Origin of the sequence: Pseudomonas sp. R1-6 (genome assembly GCF_051132115.1) — a bacterium.
GTDB lineage: Bacteria > Pseudomonadota > Gammaproteobacteria > Pseudomonadales > Pseudomonadaceae > Aquipseudomonas.
Window position 1 is genome coordinate 2773054 of sequence record NZ_CP071662.1, and the last position, 20888, is coordinate 2793941.

19 protein-coding genes are annotated in these 20888 nt (G+C 62.3%); 10 read left to right on the forward strand and 9 right to left on the reverse strand.

Going from position 1 to position 20888, the window contains the following annotated elements; genetic code table 11:
- Window positions 1-52 precede the first annotated feature (52 nt).
- Together J3P81_RS12595 and J3P81_RS12600 are read left to right on the forward strand one after the other, a co-directional pair.
- Entirely contained in the window at window positions 53-619 is a 567-nt protein-coding gene (locus J3P81_RS12595) for a TetR/AcrR family transcriptional regulator (protein WP_434564105.1), read from the forward strand.
- Window positions 620-706: 87 nt separating this feature from the next.
- Window positions 707-1186, forward strand: a complete 480-nt coding sequence (locus J3P81_RS12600) for a DUF1348 family protein (protein WP_434564058.1) — start codon at window positions 707-709, stop codon at window positions 1184-1186.
- A 113-nt stretch (window positions 1187-1299) separates the two neighbouring features.
- On the opposite strand, the gene J3P81_RS12605 is transcribed toward J3P81_RS12600, so the two are convergent.
- Window positions 1300-2370, reverse strand: a complete 1071-nt coding sequence (locus J3P81_RS12605) for a M28 family peptidase (RefSeq protein ID WP_434564059.1) — start codon at window positions 2368-2370, stop codon at window positions 1300-1302.
- Window positions 2371-2616: 246 nt separating this feature from the next.
- Here J3P81_RS12605 and J3P81_RS12610 point away from each other — a divergent pair, with 246 nt between their 5' ends.
- Window positions 2617-3018 (forward strand): hypothetical protein, encoded by a 402-nt coding sequence (locus tag J3P81_RS12610; RefSeq protein WP_434564060.1) that lies wholly within the window; start codon window positions 2617-2619, stop codon window positions 3016-3018.
- Window positions 3019-3285: 267 nt separating this feature from the next.
- Here J3P81_RS12610 and J3P81_RS12615 read toward each other — a convergent pair whose 3' ends face one another.
- Window positions 3286-3807, reverse strand: coding sequence for an SgcJ/EcaC family oxidoreductase (locus tag J3P81_RS12615; protein ID WP_420763935.1), 522 nt, complete (start codon window positions 3805-3807; stop codon window positions 3286-3288).
- Between the two features lie 174 nt (window positions 3808-3981).
- Here J3P81_RS12615 and J3P81_RS12620 point away from each other — a divergent pair, with 174 nt between their 5' ends.
- The 4 genes from J3P81_RS12620 to J3P81_RS12635 are packed head-to-tail and all read left to right on the forward strand — an operon-like array spanning window position 3982 to window position 8619.
- Window positions 3982-5166 carry a sensor histidine kinase gene (locus J3P81_RS12620; protein WP_434564061.1) on the forward strand — a complete coding sequence of 395 codons (1185 nt, stop codon included), beginning with the start codon at window positions 3982-3984 and terminating at the stop codon, window positions 5164-5166.
- On the forward strand, window positions 5163-5831 hold the full coding sequence (locus J3P81_RS12625; protein ID WP_434564062.1) for a response regulator: 669 nt from the start codon (window positions 5163-5165) through the stop codon (window positions 5829-5831). Before J3P81_RS12620 ends, J3P81_RS12625 begins: the two co-directional genes overlap by 4 nt.
- Window positions 5828-8140, forward strand: coding sequence for an ATP-binding protein (locus J3P81_RS12630; RefSeq protein ID WP_434564063.1), 2313 nt, complete (start codon window positions 5828-5830; stop codon window positions 8138-8140). The genes J3P81_RS12625 and J3P81_RS12630 overlap by 4 nt, the downstream gene beginning before the upstream one ends.
- On the forward strand, window positions 8137-8619 hold the full coding sequence (locus J3P81_RS12635) for a response regulator (RefSeq protein ID WP_434564064.1): 483 nt from the start codon (window positions 8137-8139) through the stop codon (window positions 8617-8619). Before J3P81_RS12630 ends, J3P81_RS12635 begins: the two co-directional genes overlap by 4 nt.
- A gap of 41 nt (window positions 8620-8660) precedes the next feature.
- Here the strand turns inward: J3P81_RS12635 and J3P81_RS12640 are convergent, their stop codons facing one another.
- From J3P81_RS12640 to nirB, 3 genes are all read right to left on the reverse strand, one after another.
- A complete protein-coding gene (locus tag J3P81_RS12640) occupies window positions 8661-9101 on the reverse strand; it encodes a CBS domain-containing protein (protein ID WP_434564065.1) in 441 nt (146 codons plus the stop codon).
- A 174-nt stretch (window positions 9102-9275) separates the two neighbouring features.
- The gene (gene nirD / locus J3P81_RS12645; RefSeq protein WP_434564066.1) at window positions 9276-9647 is read right to left on the reverse strand and encodes a nitrite reductase small subunit NirD; all 372 of its coding nucleotides are present in this window, start codon (window positions 9645-9647) and stop codon (window positions 9276-9278) included.
- The gene (gene nirB / locus J3P81_RS12650) at window positions 9647-12208 is read right to left on the reverse strand and encodes a nitrite reductase large subunit NirB (RefSeq protein WP_434564067.1); all 2562 of its coding nucleotides are present in this window, start codon (window positions 12206-12208) and stop codon (window positions 9647-9649) included. The genes nirD and nirB overlap by 1 nt, the downstream gene beginning before the upstream one ends.
- A 501-nt stretch (window positions 12209-12709) precedes the next feature.
- Here nirB and J3P81_RS12655 point away from each other — a divergent pair.
- On the forward strand, window positions 12710-13693 hold the full coding sequence (locus tag J3P81_RS12655) for an SDR family oxidoreductase (protein WP_434558825.1): 984 nt from the start codon (window positions 12710-12712) through the stop codon (window positions 13691-13693).
- On the opposite strand, the gene J3P81_RS12660 is transcribed toward J3P81_RS12655, so the two are convergent.
- The 3 genes from J3P81_RS12660 to J3P81_RS12670 all read right to left on the reverse strand — a co-directional run bounded on the left by J3P81_RS12660 (window position 13682) and on the right by J3P81_RS12670 (window position 17689).
- Entirely contained in the window at window positions 13682-15289 is a 1608-nt protein-coding gene (locus J3P81_RS12660; RefSeq protein ID WP_434558828.1) for an alpha-amylase family protein, read from the reverse strand. The two genes, J3P81_RS12655 and J3P81_RS12660, sit on opposite strands and share 12 nt — an antisense overlap.
- 10 nt (window positions 15290-15299) lie before the next feature.
- Window positions 15300-16826, reverse strand: a complete 1527-nt coding sequence (locus tag J3P81_RS12665; protein ID WP_434558830.1) for an alpha-amylase family glycosyl hydrolase — start codon at window positions 16824-16826, stop codon at window positions 15300-15302.
- 233 nt (window positions 16827-17059) lie between these two features.
- On the reverse strand, window positions 17060-17689 hold the full coding sequence (locus tag J3P81_RS12670) for a TetR/AcrR family transcriptional regulator (protein ID WP_434558832.1): 630 nt from the start codon (window positions 17687-17689) through the stop codon (window positions 17060-17062).
- Window positions 17690-17773: 84 nt separating this feature from the next.
- On the opposite strand from J3P81_RS12670, the gene J3P81_RS12675 reads away from it, so the two are divergent.
- The gene (locus tag J3P81_RS12675) at window positions 17774-18406 is read left to right on the forward strand and encodes an NAD(P)H-dependent oxidoreductase (protein ID WP_434558834.1); all 633 of its coding nucleotides are present in this window, start codon (window positions 17774-17776) and stop codon (window positions 18404-18406) included.
- 11 nt (window positions 18407-18417) lie between these two features.
- On the opposite strand, the gene J3P81_RS12680 is transcribed toward J3P81_RS12675, so the two are convergent.
- Window positions 18418-19980, reverse strand: coding sequence for a L,D-transpeptidase family protein (locus tag J3P81_RS12680; protein WP_434558836.1), 1563 nt, complete (start codon window positions 19978-19980; stop codon window positions 18418-18420).
- Between the two features lie 162 nt (window positions 19981-20142).
- On the opposite strand from J3P81_RS12680, the gene J3P81_RS12685 reads away from it, so the two are divergent.
- A complete protein-coding gene (locus tag J3P81_RS12685) occupies window positions 20143-20823 on the forward strand; it encodes a murein L,D-transpeptidase catalytic domain family protein (RefSeq protein WP_434564106.1) in 681 nt (226 codons plus the stop codon).
- The last annotated feature ends 65 nt before the right edge of the window (window positions 20824-20888 follow it).

The following is a 20888-nucleotide window of genomic DNA, read 5'->3' on the forward strand; positions in this document are numbered from 1 at the left end:
CGAGATGAAAAAATATTTGACCAAGGAGAATGACCGTTCTACTTTAAGTCGCATGAACGAAATCACTGGCACTGAAACACGAGACATCATCCTTGATGTCGCCGAAAAGTTGATCTACAGAAGTGGCATCGCGGCCACCGGCATGGATCTTCTGGTAAAAACCGCCGGCGTCTCCAGGAAGAGTATCTACCGCTACTTCGCCAACAAGGAGGAGCTCGTCGTCGCGGCGCTCAAGCGCCGTGATGAACGCTGGATGCAGTGGTTCAGCAGCGAAGTGGGCAAGGCGCCGACACCCCTCGCACGTTTGCTCAGCCTGTTTCCCGTGCTCAAGGGCTGGTTCCAGAGCGAAGGCTTCCGTGGTTGTGCATTCATCAACACAAGCGGCGAAACCGGCGACCCTCAGGATCCGGTCCGCCAGGTTGCGAAAATGCACAAACAGGCATTGCTCGACTATGTGACCCGCTTGTGTACCGAACAGGGTATTGAGCAGCCGCACGTGCTTGCCCGACAGCTGCTCATCCTGATTGACGGCGCCATTACCCTCGCGCTCGTCATGGGCGATCACGATGCTGCCGATCAGGCCCAAGACGTCCTGAAGATGTTGTTGGCGATTGAATAAGCAACACGTGTAAACCGCAGGACCGCTCGTAAAGACCCTCGCTGTAAAGCAATCGTGCAACCCACGTTCATTATCTGGAGATTGGCCATGTCGTCCTCTGCCGAAGTTCGCCCACCGCTGCCACCTTTCACCCGTGAAACAGCTATCGAAAAAGTTCGCCTGGCCGAAGACGGCTGGAACGGTCGTGACCCGCAGAAAGTATCGCTGGCCTACACTCTCAATACTCAATGGCGTAACCGCGCTGAATTCGCCCATAACCGGGAAGAAGCGAAGGCCTTTTTGACCCGCAAGTGGGCCAAGGAACTCGACTACCGGCTTATCAAGGAGCTCTGGGCCTTTACTGGCAACCGTATTGCCGTGCGCTACGCCTATGAATGGCACGACGACTCGGGCAACTGGTTCCGCTCCTACGGCAATGAAAACTGGGAATTCGATGAGAACGGCCTGATGGCCAACCGCTACGCCTGCATCAATGACATGCCGATCAAGGAAAGCGAACGTAAATTCCATTGGCCGCTGGGCCGTCGGCCGGACGATCACCCAGGCCTTTCTGAGCTGGGGCTGTAACCAAACCCTTGTGGGAGCGAGCCTGCTCGTGAATGCGGTGTATCAGCCAATGCAATATTGGATGGGCCGCCGCCTTCGCGAGCAGGTTCGTTCCCACATTGATCCCCGTGGCGTCAGGCACCACATCGATTCAACAAGAATTCCAGCAATGTCACCGCGCAAGCCTCGATACTGCCTTCCACGATCAGCTCATAGCCGTGGGTATTTTCGGTCGGGATTGCGATACAACCGCCTTGGGCGGACGCCCCGCTGCTCATGATCGCACTGGCGTCGCTGGCGAAATCCGCCAACAAGGCAAATTGTGGTGTCAGCCCGCTGCGTTTACCGGCCTGGTACAGCTGGGCGACGAGCCCACGGTGGTAACAGCCATTCTTGTCACCCGTGTTGATGATCGGATCGACGCCCAATCGGGTGGCATATTCCGCGACCACGGGGCCGACCTCGACCGCCACCGTGGCGTCCCCGGGCAAATGGCTGGCGGCATAAAGGGCGCCGGCATTGGACTCTTCTTCCTGGGTGGTAAAAACAAAATAAACGTCGTGCGGCAGCTCTTTACGGCGCTCGGCCAAGAGCGTGGCGGCCTGGAGCGCAGCCACCATGGGCGCGCGGTCGTCCAGGAAATGCGCGGCGATGGCGTCGCCGACCCGGAACGGTCGTCGCCAGTGCTGGCTCAACACCACCCGCGTGCCGGGGCGTACCCCATGGGCCTGCAATTGCTCGCTCGTGCGACGGGTAATCACATGGACGTCACCCCAATTGACGTTTCCCGACAACACGTCCGCGCCCTGGTGGGTTTCACCGGTGCTGTGCATCGACCCGAACGACAACACGCCAGGAATGAAATCCCGGTCGCCAAGAATGTCCACTGGGCAGACCCCGAAGTTGATCGGATTGGCACCGCCCAGGGCCACCACTCGCAACGTGCCGTCAGACTCGATGCGCTTGACCAGCATGGCGATCTCGTCCAGGTGCGCCATGATCCGGATCGACTGATGCGGCTTCGTGTCCGGCCGGGCGCCCTTGATCAGCCCGATGACATTGCCCGCCGGGTCGACCCAGGTTTCGTCGCAATGCGGTTTCAGCTCCCGAAGGCAGATGTCGCGCACTTCATGCTCCTGCCCGCCGGGCCCACGGGCCATCAGCAGCTCCTCCAGCAGCGGCAAGGTAGACGGATTGGGTTGCATCAAATGGGTTCTCCTTTTTCCCAGGCGCGGCCCACTGACGAAGCGGGACGCGACGTGTCTGTCTTCTTGATCACCCCTGGCCTTGGAAAATTTGATCGGATCCTGGCGAAACTGACGAGCGGCCCCCCATGGAGTGCGGACAGGCGGCCTTCCCGATGGGTTGACCGACACGCCGTCAGGCATCACATTGCCTGGATCGTCCCTACGCCGAAGGCGGTTTGTCGTGTTGCAGAGCTTGTGGAGCCCATGACCGCGCCGATGCCCATCCGTCCCCCCTGCCCGCCTGGTGTCTGTGATTGCGGGCGTGATGCGTTGCTGCAAACGCCGGGCAGCGATCTGCGCATCCTTTGCCTGAATCGCCAGGAAGAGAAACGCCTGCTTGAGCGACTGGAAAATATCCAGAGCCTGGACGAGCTTGAACGGTTGCAGCAGCGGTTGTTCGAGAACCTGGGTGTGCGGGTAACCATCGAGCCCGGCTATAACGAGGTTCGGACGATGCGCGGTATTGCCATCGTATTCCAGGAGCAGCCGGGGCTGTGCCGCAAGATTCGCCAGTCGATCCCGGCTGCGATTCGCCGGGGGCTGGAGAAGCGGCCTGAGATTGCCTGGCGGTTGCTGGACTCGCGGGATCTGTTTCGGGATGGTTGAGACTGCTCTTGGCCGGTTTGTATATCCGTCATCCTGGTAACGGATATACCTCCACTTCAGAGAACCACATTCAAAAATCCACGGTCGTCGAAACCGAATAAGTCCGAGGCGTCGCAGCGTCAACCGCGGCTCACTGTCATCCGAAGCCCCCGCCGAACTTCAATACCGCTTATCCGCGACGTTCTCGACATTGGCGCGCACACCTTGGCGCAGAGTGGGATGTGCCGACGGTGCCGGGGCTGACATATGACAAAGGCACCGGCGGTCTCAATGGCTGGCGTGGAGGGTCTTGGGCACTTCAGGCATGGCCGATGAGTGATGGTTGATGATTTTCCACTGCCCGTCGAGTCGTTCATAGAGGAAGGTGTACCGCGCCTGGACCTCTCGCTTGGAACCGTCGGCCTGGGTCAGCGTGAACGTGTAGACCCCGCTGTCCATCGCAGCGTCGGCGCCCAGGTGACGGATCTCCCGGTAGTTGATTACCCCGACCGGCTTGGCCGCCAGGAAGTGCACGAAGTAATCCTGGATCTGGTCCGGTGTGCTGCGCACCTTGTTGGAAACAGTCGGTTGCAATACCGCATCCGGCGCGTAGAGGGCGGTCACCGCGCTGGCGCTGCCGGTTTGCAGTGCTGCGTTCCAGCGGTCGAAAAGCCCCGCTATTTCCCGGTCGGTTTGCTTTTGCGGTTGCTCGACGACGGTGCGATAGACGAACGGCGCGGTCTCCGCAGCCTGGACAAAGGGAGCAGCCAGCACGAAAAAAGCGGCGATGGCACAGGTTTTCATTTTCATCGTTGTGGTCCTTTGGGTTTCAATGCCCCCACTTTGCCGATCCCCGCAGCGCTCGCCATCGGCCAACCGGTGCTGATCGCCTATGCCATTCGGCAGATAGGCCAGGTGCCGATCCCAAGGTCTAATGTCGCCATCGCGAACCAGGCCGGTTCACGTCCACGCTGGAGTTCCCCCATGCAAAGCCCACCCCACGACCCTGGCAGCGCCCTGGCGATCCGCAGCCAATACCGCCAGTCGCAAAGCCGCGCGGCACGTTTGGGCCTTCTGTTGGGCACCGGGCACGAATTGACCCGCCTGCCCTTGGCGCAAATGCGCGAGCGCGCGGTGCAGCGAGCGTGCGCATTCGTCGCCATGGACCATGGCTTGTTGCTGGAGTGGACGCCGCAAGCCACGTTGCAAACCGTTGCCAGTCACGGCAGCGGCGATGGGCTCGATTTGCTTGCCCAGCTCGCGCAGCCGTCGGCGCCCGAACCGCAGTGGTTGGACTGTCCGGGGAAAACCCTGGCGCAGGTTCTGCGCGTGCCGCTGCGAGGCGCGGACGGCATCGTGTTCGGTGCCCTGCTGCTGGGTAACAGCGTGCCCCTCGGGCCCCCCGACAACGAGGACATCGAGTCGCTGCAATTGCTTGCGACGCTGCTGGCGGCGCACCTGGAAAACAGCCGGCTGCTCCAGGCGCTGCAAGCCCGTGAGCGGACCATGTCCGAGCTGGTCCATCGGCTATTCAGCGCCCAGGAAGACGAACGCAAGCGCGTGGCCTATGACCTTCACGATGGCCTTGCGCAGAACCTCGCGGGGCTGCATCAGCGCCTGCAAGGTTTCGCCGGCCGCTGCCCGCCGCTGTCGTCGACGCTGCACAGCGAACACCAGGCCATCCTCGACCTGGCCCAGCGTTGCGTCGGCGAGAGCCGGCAGTTGATCGGCGGCCTTCGCCCCCATGTACTGGACGATTTTGGTTTGTACACCGCCATCGACAAGGAAGCCGATCGCCTGCGTGACGCCGGGCTGACGGTGGACTGGGTCGAGCACAGCGCTGCGCGGCTGTCGGGAAACGCCGAGATTGCCCTGTTCCGCATCGCCCAGGAAGGCATCAACAATATCCTCAAGCATGCCCAGGCCAGGCATGTTTGCCTGGGCTTGGTGGTGCGTGACGGACGGGCAACGTTGCGGGTCGAGGACGATGGCCGCGGGTTTGCCCTCGAACCGCCCATCGAAAGCCATGGCTCCAGCCACCTGGGCCTGGCGGCCATGCAGGAACGTGCCAGCCTCCTGGGAGGCCATCTGGACTGTCGCAGCGAACGCAACGGTGGTACTCGCCTGTTGGCCAGCGTGCCCCTGCCAACCCATGGAGGCCAATCATGAACCGTCCTCTGCGCGTGCTGTTGGCCGATGATCACGAAGTGACCCGCACCGGTTTCATTTCAATGCTTTGCGGTATCGAGGGCTTCGAGGTGGTCGGCCAGGCCAGAGACGGCCAGGAGGCGCTCGATTTGTGCCAGCAGCTGCAACCGGACATCGCGATCCTGGATATTCGCATGCCGGTGCTCAATGGCCTCGGCGCGGCGCGCATCCTGAAACAACGCCAGCCGCAGCTCAAGGTCATGATTTTCACCATGGACGACAGCCCCGACCACCTGGAAGCGGCCATCGGCGCGGGCGCCGTCGGTTATCTGCTCAAGGATGCCAGTCGCGCCGAGTTGATCGATGCGCTCAGAAGGGTCGCCCAGGGAGAGGAAGCCTTGAACAGCTCGGTCAGCGCCCGCCTCTTGCGGCGCATGGCCGAGCGCGGCGCCGGAGGTACGGCTCAGGTCCAGGCCCTGACCGCCCGTGAGCGGCAGGTGCTCGGCCTGGTCGCCAGTGGTTTCAGCAATCGTGAAATCGGCGAAAAACTCGGCATCGCCCCCGGCACCGCAAAGGCCCATGTCGAGCGGGTCATCGGCAAGCTTGGCGCCGCCGACCGCACCCAGGCCGCGGTGCGCGGTGTCGCCCTGGGGTTGGTCGCGCAACCGTCGGGGCAATGGCCATGAAGATCCTCGCGGCCCGTCGCTGGGCCGACCTGCCCTTGCGGGGCAAGGCATTGGTGGTGATTTCCCTGCCGCTGGTTGTCCTGTTGCTGTCACTGGTGCTGATCTACATCACCGAGCGCCAGACCGCACGCGCCGAAGAGGATGTGCGCCGGGTGCTGCTGGTACAGGGCGACATCCAGGCGGTGCACACCCTACTGGCCGAAGCAGCCGCCAGCGTGCGCGGTTACCTGCTGACCCGCCGCGAAGATTTCCTGCCCGGCTACGAACAGGCCACCCCAAAGATCCAGGCCGCACTGCAACGCCTGGATCATAATATCCGCGACGCCAGAATGCGCGAGCACCTCAAGACCATCACGCCGCTGATCACTGAAAAGCTCAACGGACTGGTCTCCCTGCGCACCGGCAAAGGCGACGACACCGCGACCATCACCGCCATCCTGATCGAAAACAAACAAGTGCTGGACGTGCTGCGCGAGCAGATCAGCGCCATGCGTATCCGTGAGGACGCCCTGCTCACCGACCGCAGCGCCGCCGCTTCCGCTACGCGCATGCGCCTGTTGTTCGCGACTCTGCTGGCGGCGCTGTGCGGACTGTTCGGCGCCATCGTTGCAGTGCTGTTCCTGTCCAAGGGCATCGTCGCCCGGGTCCAGAAGGTGCAAGGCAACGCCCAGCGTCTGGCGCTGGGCCAACCGCTGTTGCCACAACCACCGGAGCGGGATGAGATCGGCCAGTTGGGCACGCGCCTGGTGGAGGCTGGGCAATTATTGGCCGAGCGCGAACGAGCCTTGCGCGACAACGAAGAACGCCTGCGGCTGATCATCGATGGGGTGAAGGACTACGGGATCTTCGCCCTGGACGCCCAAGGCCACGTGATCACTTGGAACGTCGGCGCCGAACGGATCAAGGGCTATACCGAACAGGAAGTGCTCGGCCGGCATTTCTCGTTGTTCTACCTGGCCGAAGAATGCCCGGCGCATCCGGACATGGCCTTGCTCGCGGCCACCCGCGAAGGTCATTACATGGAAGAAGGCTGGCGATGCCGCAAGGACGGCAGTCGTTTCTGGGCCAGCGTGGTGATTACCGCCCAATACGACAGCACCGGCGCCCTGCGAGGCTTCTCCAAGATCACCCGGGACATCACCGACCGACGTGCCGCCGAGATAGCCCTGCGCACGGCCCGTGAAGAAGCCGAAAGCGCCAGTCGCGCCAAGAGTGAGTTCTTGTCGCGCATGAGTCATGAACTGCGCACGCCGTTGAATTCCATCCTGGGCTTCGCGCAACTGCTGGACATGGATTCCATTGCCGGCCAGCGCCCGCAAGTCAGCCACATCCTGCGAGCCGGTCAGCACTTGTTGGCGTTGATCAACGAGGTACTCGACATCGCCCGGATCGAAGCCGGCCGCCTGCCCCTGAACATCGAACCGATCGGATTGCCGGCGGTGCTGCACGAAGCGTTGACGCTGGTGTCGCCGATGGCGGCCGACGCCGGGATCCATCTGGCCGAGCTTGCATCGCTGCCCGAGGGCAGCGGCGTGCTTGCCGATCGCCAGCGCCTGGTGCAGGTATTGCTGAACCTGCTGTCCAATGCCATCAAATACAACCAGCCGGGTGGCGAAGTACGCATTGAGGTCACGGCTGAAGCTCCCCATGTCAGTATCGCCATCAGCGACACCGGGCGTGGCATCGCCCCCGAGCTGTTGGATCAGCTGTTCAAGCCATTCGAGCGCCTCGGCGCGGATCCCCAGGTCGAAGGCACTGGGCTCGGCCTTTCGCTGAGCAAGAGCCTGCTGGAGATGATGCAAGGCAGCCTGCAAGTACGCAGCGATCCGGGACAAGGCTGTTGCTTCACCTTGCGACTGCCCGGCGCCCGGGTATCCGGCGCTCACCTGCCGCCCATGGTTGCGCTGGAAGTGGCACGCCCACGCACCGAATTCGACGGCAAGGTGCTGTGCATCGAGGACAACCTGTCTAGCCTCGCCCTGATCGAGACCCTGATGCAACGCCGTCCAGGCATTCAGTTGCTGTCCAGCATGCAAGGCCAGATGGGCCTCGACCTGGCTCGCCAGCACGCGCCGCAATTGATCCTGCTGGACGTGACATTGCCCGATCTGGATGGCCTGAAAGTTCTTCGCCGCCTGCGCCAATCCCCGACCACGGCCTACACGCCGGTGTTGATGATCACCGCCGATGCCAGCGATCTGTCCCACCGGGCCCTGCTTGACGCCGGCGCCACGGCGATCCTCACCAAACCCATTCATATCCAGGCCTTTCTTGGCCACCTTGAGCGTTATCTACCGGAGTCCGCATGAATCGCGACCTGCGCATCCTGATCATCGACGATCAGCGCCCCAACTTGGATCTGATGGAGCAATTGCTCGCCCGCGAAGGGCTGCACAATGTACTGAGCAGCACCGAACCGCTGCGCACCCTTGACCTGTTCAACAGTTTCGAGCCGGACCTGGTCATCCTGGACCTGCACATGCCTGCGTTCGATGGCTTCGCGGTGCTGGAGCAGCTCAACCGGCGGATCCCGGCCAATGATTACCTGCCGATCCTGGTCCTGACGGCCGACGCGACCCGCGACACCCGCCTGCGTGCCCTGGCGCTGGGCGCGCGCGACTTCATCAGCAAACCCCTCGATGCGCTGGAAACCATGTTGCGCGTGTGGAACCTGTTGGAAACCCGCGCCCTCTATAAATCCTTGCGCACTTTGATTCCCGCCCAACAAATCGAATTGTTGCGCCAGCACCGGCCAAGCGCTGATACGGCCCAGCACGGAAGCGATTGAATGGCTTTCAGGCTCTCTTGCCACAAGGGCACAGCAGGTGCTTAATGCCCGCGAATGTAATGCTCCAACTGCCGGATCAGGTCCGCTTGTTCGACGATCGCTTCCTTGACCAGGTCGCCAATGGACAACAGCCCGATCAGCTCGCCGTTTTCCAGCACCGGCAAATGCCGCAGGTGGCTGTCGGTCATGACCGCCATGCAGCGGTCGATGCTCTGCTGGCTGTCGGCGGTGATCACCGGCGTGCTCATGATGGTGCGCACCGCAGTGCCCACGGATGAACGGCCCTTGAGGACCATCTTGCGCGCGTAGTCCCGCTCGCTGAACACCCCCACCACCTGCCCGCCTTCGATCACCGGCAGCGCACCGACATTTTTCTCGGCCATGATCTGCAATGCTTCGAGCACGGCCTGATCCGGTGCGATGCTGTGGACCCGCTGGTTCTGTACGCTCTTGAGCCTTACCAGTTGCGCGGCGGTCTTCATTACTACTCCCCAATCTCAAACAAAAGTGGCCGCTGTCGTGGCGAGGGAGCTTGCTCCCGCTGGACCGCGCAGCGGGCCCAAAAACCTGCGGTCGCTGCGCACTGGAGCGCCAGCCCGGCCGAGCGGGAGCAAGCTCCCTCGCCACAGGGCACCGAAAGACCACAATTGCGACGGTCAGCCCTCGCCAATCTCCACCACATCGCCATTCAAGCGCACCGGCCAGACGCGCAAGCGCTGCTCCGGGTACTCCAGGCAAAGGCCGTCTTCCAGGCGGAAATGCTGTTTGTACATCGGCGAGGCAATGACCAGTTCGCCCTTGATATTGCCCAACAGGCCGCGGCCGATTACGTTGGCGCCGGACTTCGGATCGCGATTATCGACGGCGTACAGTGGCTTGTCCGCATGCTCTGGGAGATAGAGCAGCGCCACTTGGCTGCCGTCGTGCCAGGCGACCACGCCGGAGTTGGGCACCAGGTCATCGCGGCTGCACAGGGCACGCCATTGCACGGATTCTTGGGCGATACGAACGACGTTTGGCTGGCTCATCAGAGCACCTCCTCGGTGACGGGAATCAAGTGAAGTTCGCCGGCATGCACCGGCCGGCGCTGGCCGCGTTCGCGGACAAAATGAACGTCTGGATCGCCGCGCTTGTCGTTGACGAAGGTGCGGAAGCGCTTGAGCTTTTCCGGGTCCTTCAGGGCGTTGGCCCATTCGCATTCGTAGCGGTCGACCACCAGTTGCATCTGCGCTTCGAGCTCGGCGCCCAGGCCCAGGCTGTCGTGAATGATCACGTCCTTGAGATAGTCCAGGCCACCTTCCAGGCTCTCGCGCCACACCGAGGTGCGTTGCAGCTTGTCGGCGGTGCGGATGTAGAACATCAGGAAGCGGTCGATGTAACGGATCAGCGTCGCATCGTCCAGGTCGGTGGCGAACAGTTCGGCGTGACGCGGACGCATACCGCCATTGCCGGCCACATAGAGGTTCCAGCCCTTTTCAGTGGCGATCACGCCGACGTCCTTGCTCTGGGCTTCGGCGCACTCACGGGTGCAGCCAGACACCGCGAACTTGAGCTTGTGGGGCGAGCGCAGGCCTTTGTAGCGATCCTCGATGGTCAGGGCCATTTGCACGCTGTCCTGCACGCCGTAGCGGCACCAGGTGCTGCCCACGCAGGATTTTACCGTGCGCGTGGATTTGCCGTAGGCGTGGCCGGTTTCGAACCCGGCTTCGATCAATTCGGCCCAGATGTCCGGCAACTGGTGCAGCTGCGCGCCGAACAGGTCGATGCGCTGTCCGCCAGTGATCTTGGTGTAAAGGTCGTATTTCTTGGCAACCACGCCGATGGCGATCAGTTTGTCGGCGGTGATTTCTCCACCGGCGATGCGCGGCACCACCGAATAGGTGCCGTTCTTCTGCATGTTCGCCATGAAGGTGTCGTTGGTGTCCTGCAACGGCACCAGGTGCGGGTCCATGATCGGCTGGTTCCAGCACGACGCCAGGATCGAGCCCACGGCCGGTTTGCACAGGTCGCAACCGGTGTGGCCACGACCGTGTTTGGCGAGCAATTCTTCGAAACTGATGATGCCTTCCACGCGCACCAGGGCATACAGTTCCTGGCGGGTATAGGCGAAGTGTTCGCACAGGCTCTTGTCGACGCTGACGCCGCGGGCGATCAGTTCGTGCTCGAAGACTTGCTTGACCAGCGCCGCGCAGCCGCCGCAACCGGTGCCGGCCTTGGTGTCGCACTTGAGCTGGCCGAGATCGGTGCAGCCGCCGTCGATGGCCGAGCAGACCGCCCCCTTGGTGACGTTGTGGCACGAGCAGAGGGTGGCGGTTTCGGGTAAAGCCGCCGGGCCCAGTGTCGGGGCGCCTTCGGACGATGGCAGGATCAGGCTGGCGGCGTCCTTGGGCAACGCGATGCCGTTCTGCATGTACTGCAGCAAGGTGTCGTAGTAGCTGTTGTCGCCTACCAGCACCGCGCCGATCACGCGCTTGCCGTCAGCGTCGATTACCAGGCGACGGTAGCTGGCGCTGGTTTCGTCGATGAACTGGAAGCTGCGCGAACCCGGCGTGTTGCCGTGTGCGTCGCCGATGGAGCCGACGTCCACGCCCAGCAGTTTGAGCTTGGTGGACATGTCCGCGCCGGTAAACGCCTCGCCGGCTTCGCCGCACAGGCGCGACGCGACGTTGCGGGCCATCTGGTAGCCCGGCGCGACCAGGCCAAAAATGCTGCCGTTCCACGCCGCACATTCGCCGATGGCGTAAATGTCCGGGTCGCTGCTCTGGCAATGGTCGTCGATTACCACGCCACCGCGGGGGCCGATCGGCAATTGGCATTGACGGGCCAACGCATCCTGGGCGCGAATACCGGCGGAAAACACGATCAAGTCGGTTTCGAGGAAATCGTCGTTGCCGAAGTTCATCCGATAACGGTACTGCTCGCCCGCGCTGATCGATTGGGTGCCCTTGGACAAATGCACGCCAACGCCCAGTTTCTCGATGCGCGCCTTGAGTGCCAGGCCGCCTTGCTCGTCCAATTGCACGGGCATCAACCGGGGGGCGAATTCCACGACGTGAGCTTCCAGGCCGAGGCTCTTCAAGGCATTGGCCGCTTCCAGGCCCAACAATCCGCCACCGACCACCACGCCACGACGGGCGTTGCTGGCGGCGGCGCGGATCGCATCGAGGTCTTCGAGGGTGCGGTAGACCAGACAAGAATCACCCTCGGCGCCCTGGATCGGCGGCACGAACGGATAGGAACCGGTGGCGAGCACCAGCTTGTCATAGCCGAGGCGTTCAGTGGCGGTGACCACCTCACGCGCCTGGCGGTCGATTTCCAATACCGGCACGCCCAGGTGCAACGTCACACCCGGCGTCTGGTACAACGTCGCTTCGCCAAGGGCCAGGGATTCGGCGTCTCGCCCAGAAAAATATTCGGACAGATGCACGCGGTCGTAGGCCCGCATCGGCTCTTCGCTGAAGACATGCACGCGGTAATGGTTGAGGGCACCGCGCTCGATCAGTTGCTCGACGCAGTGATGGCCGACCATGCCATTGCCGATCACGATCAGCGTTTGCAGTTTGTTCAGGGAAGCAACGTTGGAATTCATAAAAGCACCCGACAAAAGCCCATCACGGTTTTTTGAAAGCAAAAAAAAGACGCCTGAAACCTTGCGGTTCCAGGCGTCTTTGCCTGTTCTGTGCGGTATCGACCCGGCGGCTGCGCCCTGATCTACCGTTATCCCCCGGCCTGCTGGCGCTCGATCTTCGTTGACCGACGGGGCTGCCCACTCGATTGTGTTCACGGTGGGCCTGGACAAGGTCTTGCAGCGAGCGTGCCAAACCTCATCAACAATCGCATATTCGCCGCCAGCCCCTTGTGGGAGCGGGCTAGCTCGCGAAGGGGTCAGCTCGGCTACCCGAAACCCGTGGGCGACATCCGCCTGTTCCTTTGCCTTGCGATGGTGCGATCGGGCACCGACGGCTTCATATAAGTGCAACCCTGAGAGCCCGACCGCAAAAAATCCTGAACCTACGCCGGCCGGGATTTTCACAATAACTGGAACCCAACAGCGCCAGAGGGCGCAGGCTATTGATCGGATGTGAACGCAATGGATGAGCGAAACCCACCTGTCGTTGTCATCAGTGGATCCACCGCCGGCGTCGGTCGTGCGACCGCCCACCGGTTTGCCGCGGCGGGCTACCGCGTCGGGTTGCTGGCCCGGGGCGAACAAGCCTTGGCGGCTACCGCAGAAGAACTGAACCAATTGGGTACGACGTGCCTGGCGATCAGCGTCGATGTCGCCGACGCCGATGCAGTCTTCGAAGCGGCCCAGCGGATGGAGCGCGAACTGGGACCTGTCGATGTGTGGATCAACTGCGCAATGGTCACGGTGTTTTCGCCGATCCGTCAGTTGAGCGCCGAAGAAATCCACCGAGTCACGAAGGTGACTTACCTGGGCACCGTCCACGGCACCCTCGCAGCGCTGGACCTGATGGGACGACGTAATCGCGGGGTGATCATCCAGGTCGGCTCGGCGCTGTCCTACCGCGCGATTCCCCTGCAAGCCGCTTATTGCGGGGCCAAGTTCGCGGTGCGTGGCTTTACCGATTCATTGCGCTGCGAACTGCTTCATGAGCACAGCAAAATCAAGGTCTGCATGGTGCAACTGCCGGCGATCAACACGCCGCAGTTCGATTGGGCCCGGAACAAGCTGGGCAAGCGCCCGCAACCGGTGCCACCGATTCATGATCCGGACGTGGCCGCCCGGGCGATATTGAGCGTGGTCAAGCGCACGCCCAGGGAATTGTGGCTGGGTGCGGCGTCGCTCAAAGCCATTGTCGGCACGTGTCTGATGCCTGGGCTGCTCGATCGCCTGTTGGCCCGCAACGCCTGGTCGGGGCAAATGACCAACGAGGATGACGACAATCAGCGCCCGGAGAATCTGTTTGAGCCGCAGGAGTCCATGCATCGTACCCGCGGCCGCTTCAACGGCCGCTCCCGGGACTCTGCGCTGGCCCTGAGCTCGACACAGGTGTCGGCCCTGCTGTTGGCCTGTGGCGGGTTGTTGGCGCTCGTGCTGCTACTGTTCTGACCCACCGCGCCGGAACCAGCGATACCCGTATCCGTTCAGCGCCAGCTTCGATTGCGCCGGGGCCGGGTACGGGCTGTCCGAGAGCACTTCCTCGAAACCCTCCAGGTCCAGCTCGCGCAACTGCACGGTGACCGCGTCGGTGCCGAGATTCGCCAGCATCACCGAGGTGGCTCTGCATTCATGCGCGATGGCGAACACCGCTGGATGATCGACCGTCAACAGGCGCGCCTTGCCGTCGCCCACTTCACCCAACCGCCTGCGCGCCAACAGCAATCGACGGGCGCGAGCCAGCAGCGAATCGGGGTCATCCAGCTGCGCTTCCACGTTCAGTCGCGTATAGGCGAACGGCCCTTCGTCGATCAGCGGCGCGGCCAGGCGCTGGGCCGATGAGAACCCGGCATTGGCCTCGTCGCTCCATTGCATGGGCGTGCGCACCGAAAGGCGCTCGGGACGGGACAAGTCCTCGCCCATGCCGATTTCTTCGCCGTAGCGCACGATCGGCGTCCCGGGCAGTGACAACAACAATGCCTGGGCCAAGGCCTGGCGCCGGACATCGCCGCCGAGCATCGGCGCCAGGCGCCGGCGGATGCCTCGGCCGTACAGGCGCATGTCCGGTTCCGGGGCGAACGCCTGCATCACTTCCTCGCGTTCCTGCTCATTCAAGCGCTCCAGATCGAGTTCGTCATGGTTGCGCAGCCAGACCGCGTAATTCGCACCATCCGGTGGCGCCGGACGCCGGATGATGGCCCGCTGCAAAGGCTCGGCCTCGCCACGGGCCAGTGCCAGGAATAGATGATTGTTGACCCAGAAATCCAAGACCAGGCCCAAGCGTTCCCCAGTACCGAAATAGTGGCTGAAGCGCTCCGGCTCGACATCCACTTCGCCCATCAGCACGCCTTCGGGGTTGATGCGGGTCATGCATTTGTAGAATCGGTCGAGCACCCAGACGCCCTGCTCTTCATCGCCGCCGCCAGCCTGCTCCACCAGGTGTGAAGCGGCATCGAGACGAAAGCCGGCGATGCCCAGCTCGAGCCAATGGACCATGATGCGCTCGATCTCCTCGACCACGCGAGGGTTCGCCAGGTTGAGGTCCGGCTCATGGCGGTAGAACAGGTGTCGATAGTACTGTCCGGCCTGTTCGTCCCAGCGCCAGATACTGTCCTCCACCGATGGGAAGATTGGCTGGTTGCCATCGTCCACCGGCGTGTCGGACCACAGATAATAATCTCGATAGACGCTGTCCTTGTCCCGCCGCGCGCGAAGGAACCAGGGGTGCTGATCGCTGGTGTGCTGCACCACCAATTCAAGGATCACTCGAATGCCGCGCTCACCGGCCTGGACGATCAACTGGCGCAAGTCTTCTTCGCTGCCAAAGCGCGGGTCCAGTGCCATGAAATCGCTGACGTCATAACCGGCGTCCTTGAACGGTGACCGATACAGCGGCATCAGCCAGAGCGCACCGACGCCCAACGCCTGAAGGTAGTCGAGCTGGCGAATGATGCCCTTAAGGTCGCCCCGGCCATCGCCGTTGCTGTCGTAGAACAAGGATGGATCGATCTGATAGATCAAAGTGTTTCGGTGCCAATTGGCTTTCATTGATCACTCCTTATCGACACAGGATCACGGCCTGCTCGGCAGCCAGAAGACCGCTGAACGGCTGGCCTTCGTCCGCCCCATCACTGGCGACTTCCACCCGCCAGGGATCGGCCAAAGGAAAGGTGTGTTCGTTGTCGGCAAAGTTGATGCAGACCAGGCGCTCGTCGCCTTCACAATGGCGACGATAGGCCAGCACTTGTGGATGGGACGGCAGTTCTTCCCAGCCGCCCAGGCGCAGCGCCAGGCTATTGCGACGGCAGGCGAGCAAACGGCGATAAAGGGCCAACACCGAATCGGCGGCACGTTCCTGCGACTCCACCGACAACGCGCCGGCGTCTGCTGCAAATGGCAACCACGGCGCCTGCCCCGACCAACCGTGCGGCGCCTGGGACGTCCACGGCAACGGTGCCCGGCTGCCGTCCCGCCCGCCAGGATCGACGCGGGTCTGGGCGGTTACTTGGGTGTCTTCCAGCCCCAATTCCTCGCCCTGGTAGATGAAGGGTGTGCCCCGCAGCGTCAGCAGCATCACTGCCGCGGCCCTCGCCCGGCGCAACGAGCCACCATAGCGACTGCGGTGACGGCTGTTGTCGTGGTTGGACAGCACCCACGTGGGCCAGGCCTGCAAGGGGCCGAGGTCGTTTTCCACCTCGCGGATGCACATGCGAAACACCACCGGGTCCCAGGGGGCGTCCAGGGGTGGAAAATTGAATGACATGTGCAATTCGTCACTGGCGCCGTAGTAGGCCGCCACCTGCGCCGTGGAGCGAATGTTCACCTCACCGATCAGCACCCGCTCGCCGGGGTAGCTGTCAACGAGGCGTCGCAACCCTCGCAACACTTCATGGCTATAGGGCTGGTCGTTGATCTTGACCATCGTTTCACCGGCCATGCAGCGCGGGTCGTCGGCGAAACTCGGGTCCTTGCCGACGCAATGCACCACGTCGACGCGAAACCCGTCCACGCCGCGCTCGAGCCAGAAGTGCAGGACTTGGTGCATGGCGGCAACGACTTCTGGATTGTGCCAATTGAGATCCGGTTGTTGCGGCAAGAAAAAGTGCAAGTAGTACTGCTGGCTGGTCTCGTCCCAGGTCCATGCGCTGCCGCCATCGATCGAGGCCCGCCAGTTGTTGGGCTGGTCGCGCCAGATGTACCAGTCGCGCTTGGGGTTGTCGCGGCTGGAACGTGATTCGAGGAACCAGGGATGCTGGTCGGACGTATGGTTGGGCACGAAGTCGAGTAGGACCTTCAAGCCTCGTTCGTGGGCCTGGGCAATCAATGCGTCGAGGTCGGCCAGGTTGCCGAAGAGCGGATCGACATCGGTGTAGTCGCAGATGTCGTAGCCTGCGTCACACATCGGCGAGCGGTACACCGGCGACAGCCACAACGCATCGACGCCCAGACGTTGCAGATGGTCCAGACGTGCCGTCAAACCGGGAAGATCGCCAATGCCATCGCCGTTGGCATCGGCAAAAGAGCGAGGATAAACCTGGTAGATCACAGCGTTCTTCCACCAGGGCGAATGGAAGGAGTTGGGCATGTAGCCTCCTTTGATCGCAGTGTTTGGTGGGCAAGACCGCGGCCCCGCCTGATGTCCCTGTTATCAAGGGACATCAGTTAAGAACCGAAAAACGAGCCTGGGGTTCGTTTTTTCTTGGTGGAGAATCCTTGGAGAGAGGTTGAATGTGTTGCCGCCATCGCGAGCGGGCTCGCTCCCACATGGGGTTGTTCCGTTCACAAGACTTTGAAAGCGAGCCTGCTCGCGATAGCGGTTCAGTTTGAGGCATTTCCGGCAGCCCGCTCGACCATCGCAACGATGGTCAGGAACAACTCCCGCTTGGCCTCCTCCGCGCTGACCTCTGCATTGGCCGCCGCATCGGACAACGCCTCCGCCGCCCCCAGCATCGCCCGCAGGCTCGCTTGGGAAAGGCGTCCGGTTCCGGCGAAGGGTTCGAGGACTGATCGGCATTTTTCCAGGAAGCTTCGTTCACATTCCCTTTTTATGGACTCAAGTTCAGGCGTGCCGCTCAGCGCCGCGCTGACGCCCGGTATGTCCCTTCCCTGAAGCAGCACGCAATCCACAAACGAGCAAGCAATCACCTGCGCGCGGCTTTCCAGATCCGGCTCGCTGGCGTCGATCGCGGCACCTATCAACGCGGTCTGACGGACATCGAAATCCTGATAAAGCGCGGCCAGTAGCCCTGATCGCGTGATGAAGTGGTTGTAGACGATGGGTTTGGTCACGCCAGCCTGTTCCGCCAGGCGGCCCAGGGTCAGCGCCTCGCTGCCTTCTTCGCGCACCATGCGCCAGGCAACTTCCAACAGCTGCCGCTGCCTGTCGGCGCGCGATAGCCGCCGCCGGGGGGCAGCGCCGGGGCGCCCATTTTCTTCGTGGGTTGACATGTTAACTATACCAACGGTAACTTACGTTCAGTAACTTAGCTGATCATACGCGCTTGTTAATGCGCGATACCAGAGGAAATCCATATGCATGCCGTTATCGTTGTTGCACACCATAACCCGGGTTCTTTGACCCATGCCCTCGCCCAAGCCATTGGCAACGGGATCAATCAAGCCAATCCGACGGATACGTTCGAGATAGCCGATTTGGCGGCCGAAGGATTCGACCCACGCTTTGATTACGCCGACGGTGCGGTTCATCGCCGCGTTGCAGCACCGCCCGCCGATGTTCTGGCCGAGCAGGCCCGGATCGACCGTGCCGACGCATTGGTCGTGGTGTACCCGATCTACTGGTGGTCGATGCCGGCATTGCTCAAGGGATGGATCGACCGGGTATTTTCCAACGGCTGGGCGTTCGATTACATCCCCGGTCAACCATTTGTCCAGAAACTCCAGCGGCTGCGGGTTCATTTGGTGGGCGTCGGCGGCGCAGATGCCGGCAGTTTCGAACGCCACGGCTACGACAAGGCGATGGTCTCGCAAATCGAACACGGCATCTTCGACTACTGCGGCGCCCACGTCGTGAGCTCCGACAGATTGCTCGAATCGGAAAGCCTCGATCCGAAGCTGCATCTGCAAACGGCAGAGGCCCTTGGCCAACGGCTCTTTTCGACAACTGACGAGACAGTCCATGTAACGGGCGAAGCGGCCTGCGCCTGAGCCCCCTGTGCTCAGAGCGCACGGCGGTCAGCGGCAGACAGGGCGATATCACGTTGGTAGATATCCGCGATATACACCGCCCGGCCCTGGCTGTCCGCTTGCACTGTCCAATAGCCCAGCAGGATCGGCACGGGCTTGGCCAGCCTGAATTCATGGGTCAGCTCGCTTGCCAGCAGCGTGTCGGTCCGCTTGCGTTCGGCCGGGGTTACGAGCAAGTCCCGCATGTGCATGACCTGCTCGATGCGCACACAGCCAGAGCTGAAGGCCCGCGGGCCTTTGCTGAACAAAGCCTGGCTGGGCGTGTCGTGCAGGTACACGGAAAACGGGTTGGGAAAGCGCACGACCAGTTTGCCCAAGGGATTCTTCGAGCCGGCATCCTGGCGCAGCATGAGATCGCCGGGGTGCTCCCAGTCGATACTCTCCGCTGCCACCGGCAAGCCGTCCCGATCGAGCACACGGAGATTGTGCCGAGTGAGAAATTCCGGGTCGCGACGGATTTCGGGCAGTTTGTCCTCGCGCATGATGGTCGGCGGGATCGTCCAGGTGGGGTTCAGCGTCAGGCGGGTGATACGCGATTTGATCAGCGGCGTCTGGCGTTCGGCACGCCCCACCTGGGTGCGGGTTTGCCACACTGGAGCGCCGCCCTGGTAAACCGTCAGTTGCGCCGCCGCCACGTTGACCAGCACGCTGTCCGGCTCCAGGTCCTGGGCCAACCAACGCATGCGCTCCAGGTTGATGCGCAACTGCTCGCGACGCATGGCCGGGCTGATGTTGAGCTCGGAGACGGTCCAGGGGCCTACTACCCCATCTGCTTGCAGCGAATGGTCAAGTTGGAAATTCTTCATCGCGTCCACGAGGCCCGGGCTGTAATGCTCATCGGCATCGAGTGGCGGCACGCTCAGGTAGCCTTCGTTGAACAAGCGCCGGGCGAGTGCCGGGACGCGGGCGTCGCGCTTGTCTGGCTGCAAAAGCGGACCACCGGGCACCGATTGCCAGTCCGCCAGGGGTTGCTGCCGCTGCCGGACGTAAAGCTCGCGCAGGTTGCGATAGAGCGTCAGGCTCGGCCGAGCCAGTTCGAAAGCCTCTACCGGATTGTGCAGGCCCGCGATGGCGAAGTGCAGCACCATGGATCGACGATCCGGCGCTTGCGGATTGGCTTTCCAGATCGGCTCCAGGCGGTTCTGTGGCAGATAACCGAAGCGCAGATCATGCAGGGCTTGCAGGTAGCGTTGGCTGATGGCGATGTCGGTACAGGCCGCATTCGAATAGGCGCCCTGGCCCGGTAGGCTGTAGCGGGCCGGATCCATTCCATCATCCGCCAGTTGTTGCAATTGGATTTGTAGCGCCTGTAACCGCTCATCATCCATCCAGATCGCCTGGCCTGCGTTTTGCTGGTACAGGGACTGCAAGCTCATGACTGTCGGAAAATCAACGCTTGCAGCCAACTCAGGGCAGTTGACCGACAGCTGCGCCAGCGTGGTTTGCGCCTGCCCCGGATCGCCGTCATCGGCCGTAGCGACCAATGGCGCAACGAGCAATAAAAGGCTCAGGTAACATGCGGGCTTTTTAAACAACTGCTTTACTCCAATCCATGGCCGTCTCGTTGACGGTGAATTTTGCGACAGGTACGACCCGCCATCATGCAGACAAACGAAACCGGACGGGATGCCGCAAACGAACGCCACCATAAGCTGTTTTCGCCTGTATCGGCCTACTTGCGCCGACTTTGCCTGGTCCTGACCAGCCTGGGCGTCGTGTGCAGCCCCGCGCTGGCCGAAAAGCCCAAGACCCAGCCTCTTTACAACAGCCTCGCCCACGCCGCGCCGGAACTCAATCCCCAGGCGCTGAAAAGTGCCCTGAGTGCGATGCAGTGCGCAGTTGCCAACGGCGCTGGACAGGCCCGCCACCTGGCGGTGATCGACTATTCGCAACCGTCCACGGCCCGCCGGCTATGGATTTTCGACCTGCGCCAGAAAAAGCTGGTGCTGCGCGACCTGGTGGCCCACGGGCAGAAATCCGGGGAAAACTTCGCCACGCAGTTCTCCAATCGCCTGGGCAGTTATCAGTCCAGCCTCGGGTTGTTCCGTACCCAGGAAAGCTACCAGGGCGCCCATGGCTACTCCCTGCGCATGGACGGCCTCGAACCCGGTTTCAACGACCTGGCCCGGGACCGGGCGATCGTGATCCACGCCGCCGATTATGTGAATCCGCTGTGGAGCGCGCGCCAGGGTCGCATCGGCCGCAGCCTCGGCTGCCCCGCCGTACGCCCGCAAGTGGCGCGCCAGGTGATCGACAAGCTCAAGGGTGGGCAATTCATGTTTTCCTGGTACCCCGACCCGGCGTGGCTCAAGCGTTCGGCCTATCTCAATTGCCAGCCGCAACAGGTGGCGAGCATCCTGGCGACCAGCGGCGGCTAGCAGCAGCCCCAATCGTGTGAGCGTTTCGCACTCAAGCGCGAGCAAGCTTGCTCGCCACAGGGATT

Excerpts from the sequence above, each read along its gene's own strand:
- J3P81_RS12595 (WP_434564105.1), top strand. The coding sequence starts at position 53 with ATGAACGAAATCACTGGCACTGAAACACGAGACATCATCCTTGATGTC.
- J3P81_RS12630 (WP_434564063.1), top strand. The coding sequence starts at position 5,828 with ATGAAGATCCTCGCGGCCCGTCGCTGGGCCGACCTGCCCTTGCGGGGC.
- J3P81_RS12605 (WP_434564059.1), bottom strand. The coding sequence starts at position 2,370 with ATGCAACCCAATCCGTCTACCTTGCCGCTGCTGGAGGAGCTGCTGATG.
- J3P81_RS12600 (WP_434564058.1), top strand. The coding sequence starts at position 707 with ATGTCGTCCTCTGCCGAAGTTCGCCCACCGCTGCCACCTTTCACCCGT.
- J3P81_RS12625 (WP_434564062.1), top strand. The coding sequence starts at position 5,163 with ATGAACCGTCCTCTGCGCGTGCTGTTGGCCGATGATCACGAAGTGACC.
- nirB (WP_434564067.1), bottom strand. The coding sequence starts at position 12,208 with ATGAATTCCAACGTTGCTTCCCTGAACAAACTGCAAACGCTGATCGTG.
- J3P81_RS12620 (WP_434564061.1), top strand. The coding sequence starts at position 3,982 with ATGCAAAGCCCACCCCACGACCCTGGCAGCGCCCTGGCGATCCGCAGC.
- J3P81_RS12640 (WP_434564065.1), bottom strand. The coding sequence starts at position 9,101 with ATGAAGACCGCCGCGCAACTGGTAAGGCTCAAGAGCGTACAGAACCAG.
- J3P81_RS12660 (WP_434558828.1), bottom strand. The coding sequence starts at position 15,289 with ATGAAAGCCAATTGGCACCGAAACACTTTGATCTATCAGATCGATCCA.
- J3P81_RS12670 (WP_434558832.1), bottom strand. The coding sequence starts at position 17,689 with ATGTCAACCCACGAAGAAAATGGGCGCCCCGGCGCTGCCCCCCGGCGG.
- J3P81_RS12675 (WP_434558834.1), top strand. The coding sequence starts at position 17,774 with ATGCATGCCGTTATCGTTGTTGCACACCATAACCCGGGTTCTTTGACC.
- nirD (WP_434564066.1), bottom strand. The coding sequence starts at position 9,647 with ATGAGCCAGCCAAACGTCGTTCGTATCGCCCAAGAATCCGTGCAATGG.
- J3P81_RS12635 (WP_434564064.1), top strand. The coding sequence starts at position 8,137 with ATGAATCGCGACCTGCGCATCCTGATCATCGACGATCAGCGCCCCAAC.
- J3P81_RS12610 (WP_434564060.1), top strand. The coding sequence starts at position 2,617 with ATGACCGCGCCGATGCCCATCCGTCCCCCCTGCCCGCCTGGTGTCTGT.
- J3P81_RS12615 (WP_420763935.1), bottom strand. The coding sequence starts at position 3,807 with ATGAAAATGAAAACCTGTGCCATCGCCGCTTTTTTCGTGCTGGCTGCT.
- J3P81_RS12655 (WP_434558825.1), top strand. The coding sequence starts at position 12,710 with ATGGATGAGCGAAACCCACCTGTCGTTGTCATCAGTGGATCCACCGCC.
- J3P81_RS12665 (WP_434558830.1), bottom strand. The coding sequence starts at position 16,826 with ATGCCCAACTCCTTCCATTCGCCCTGGTGGAAGAACGCTGTGATCTAC.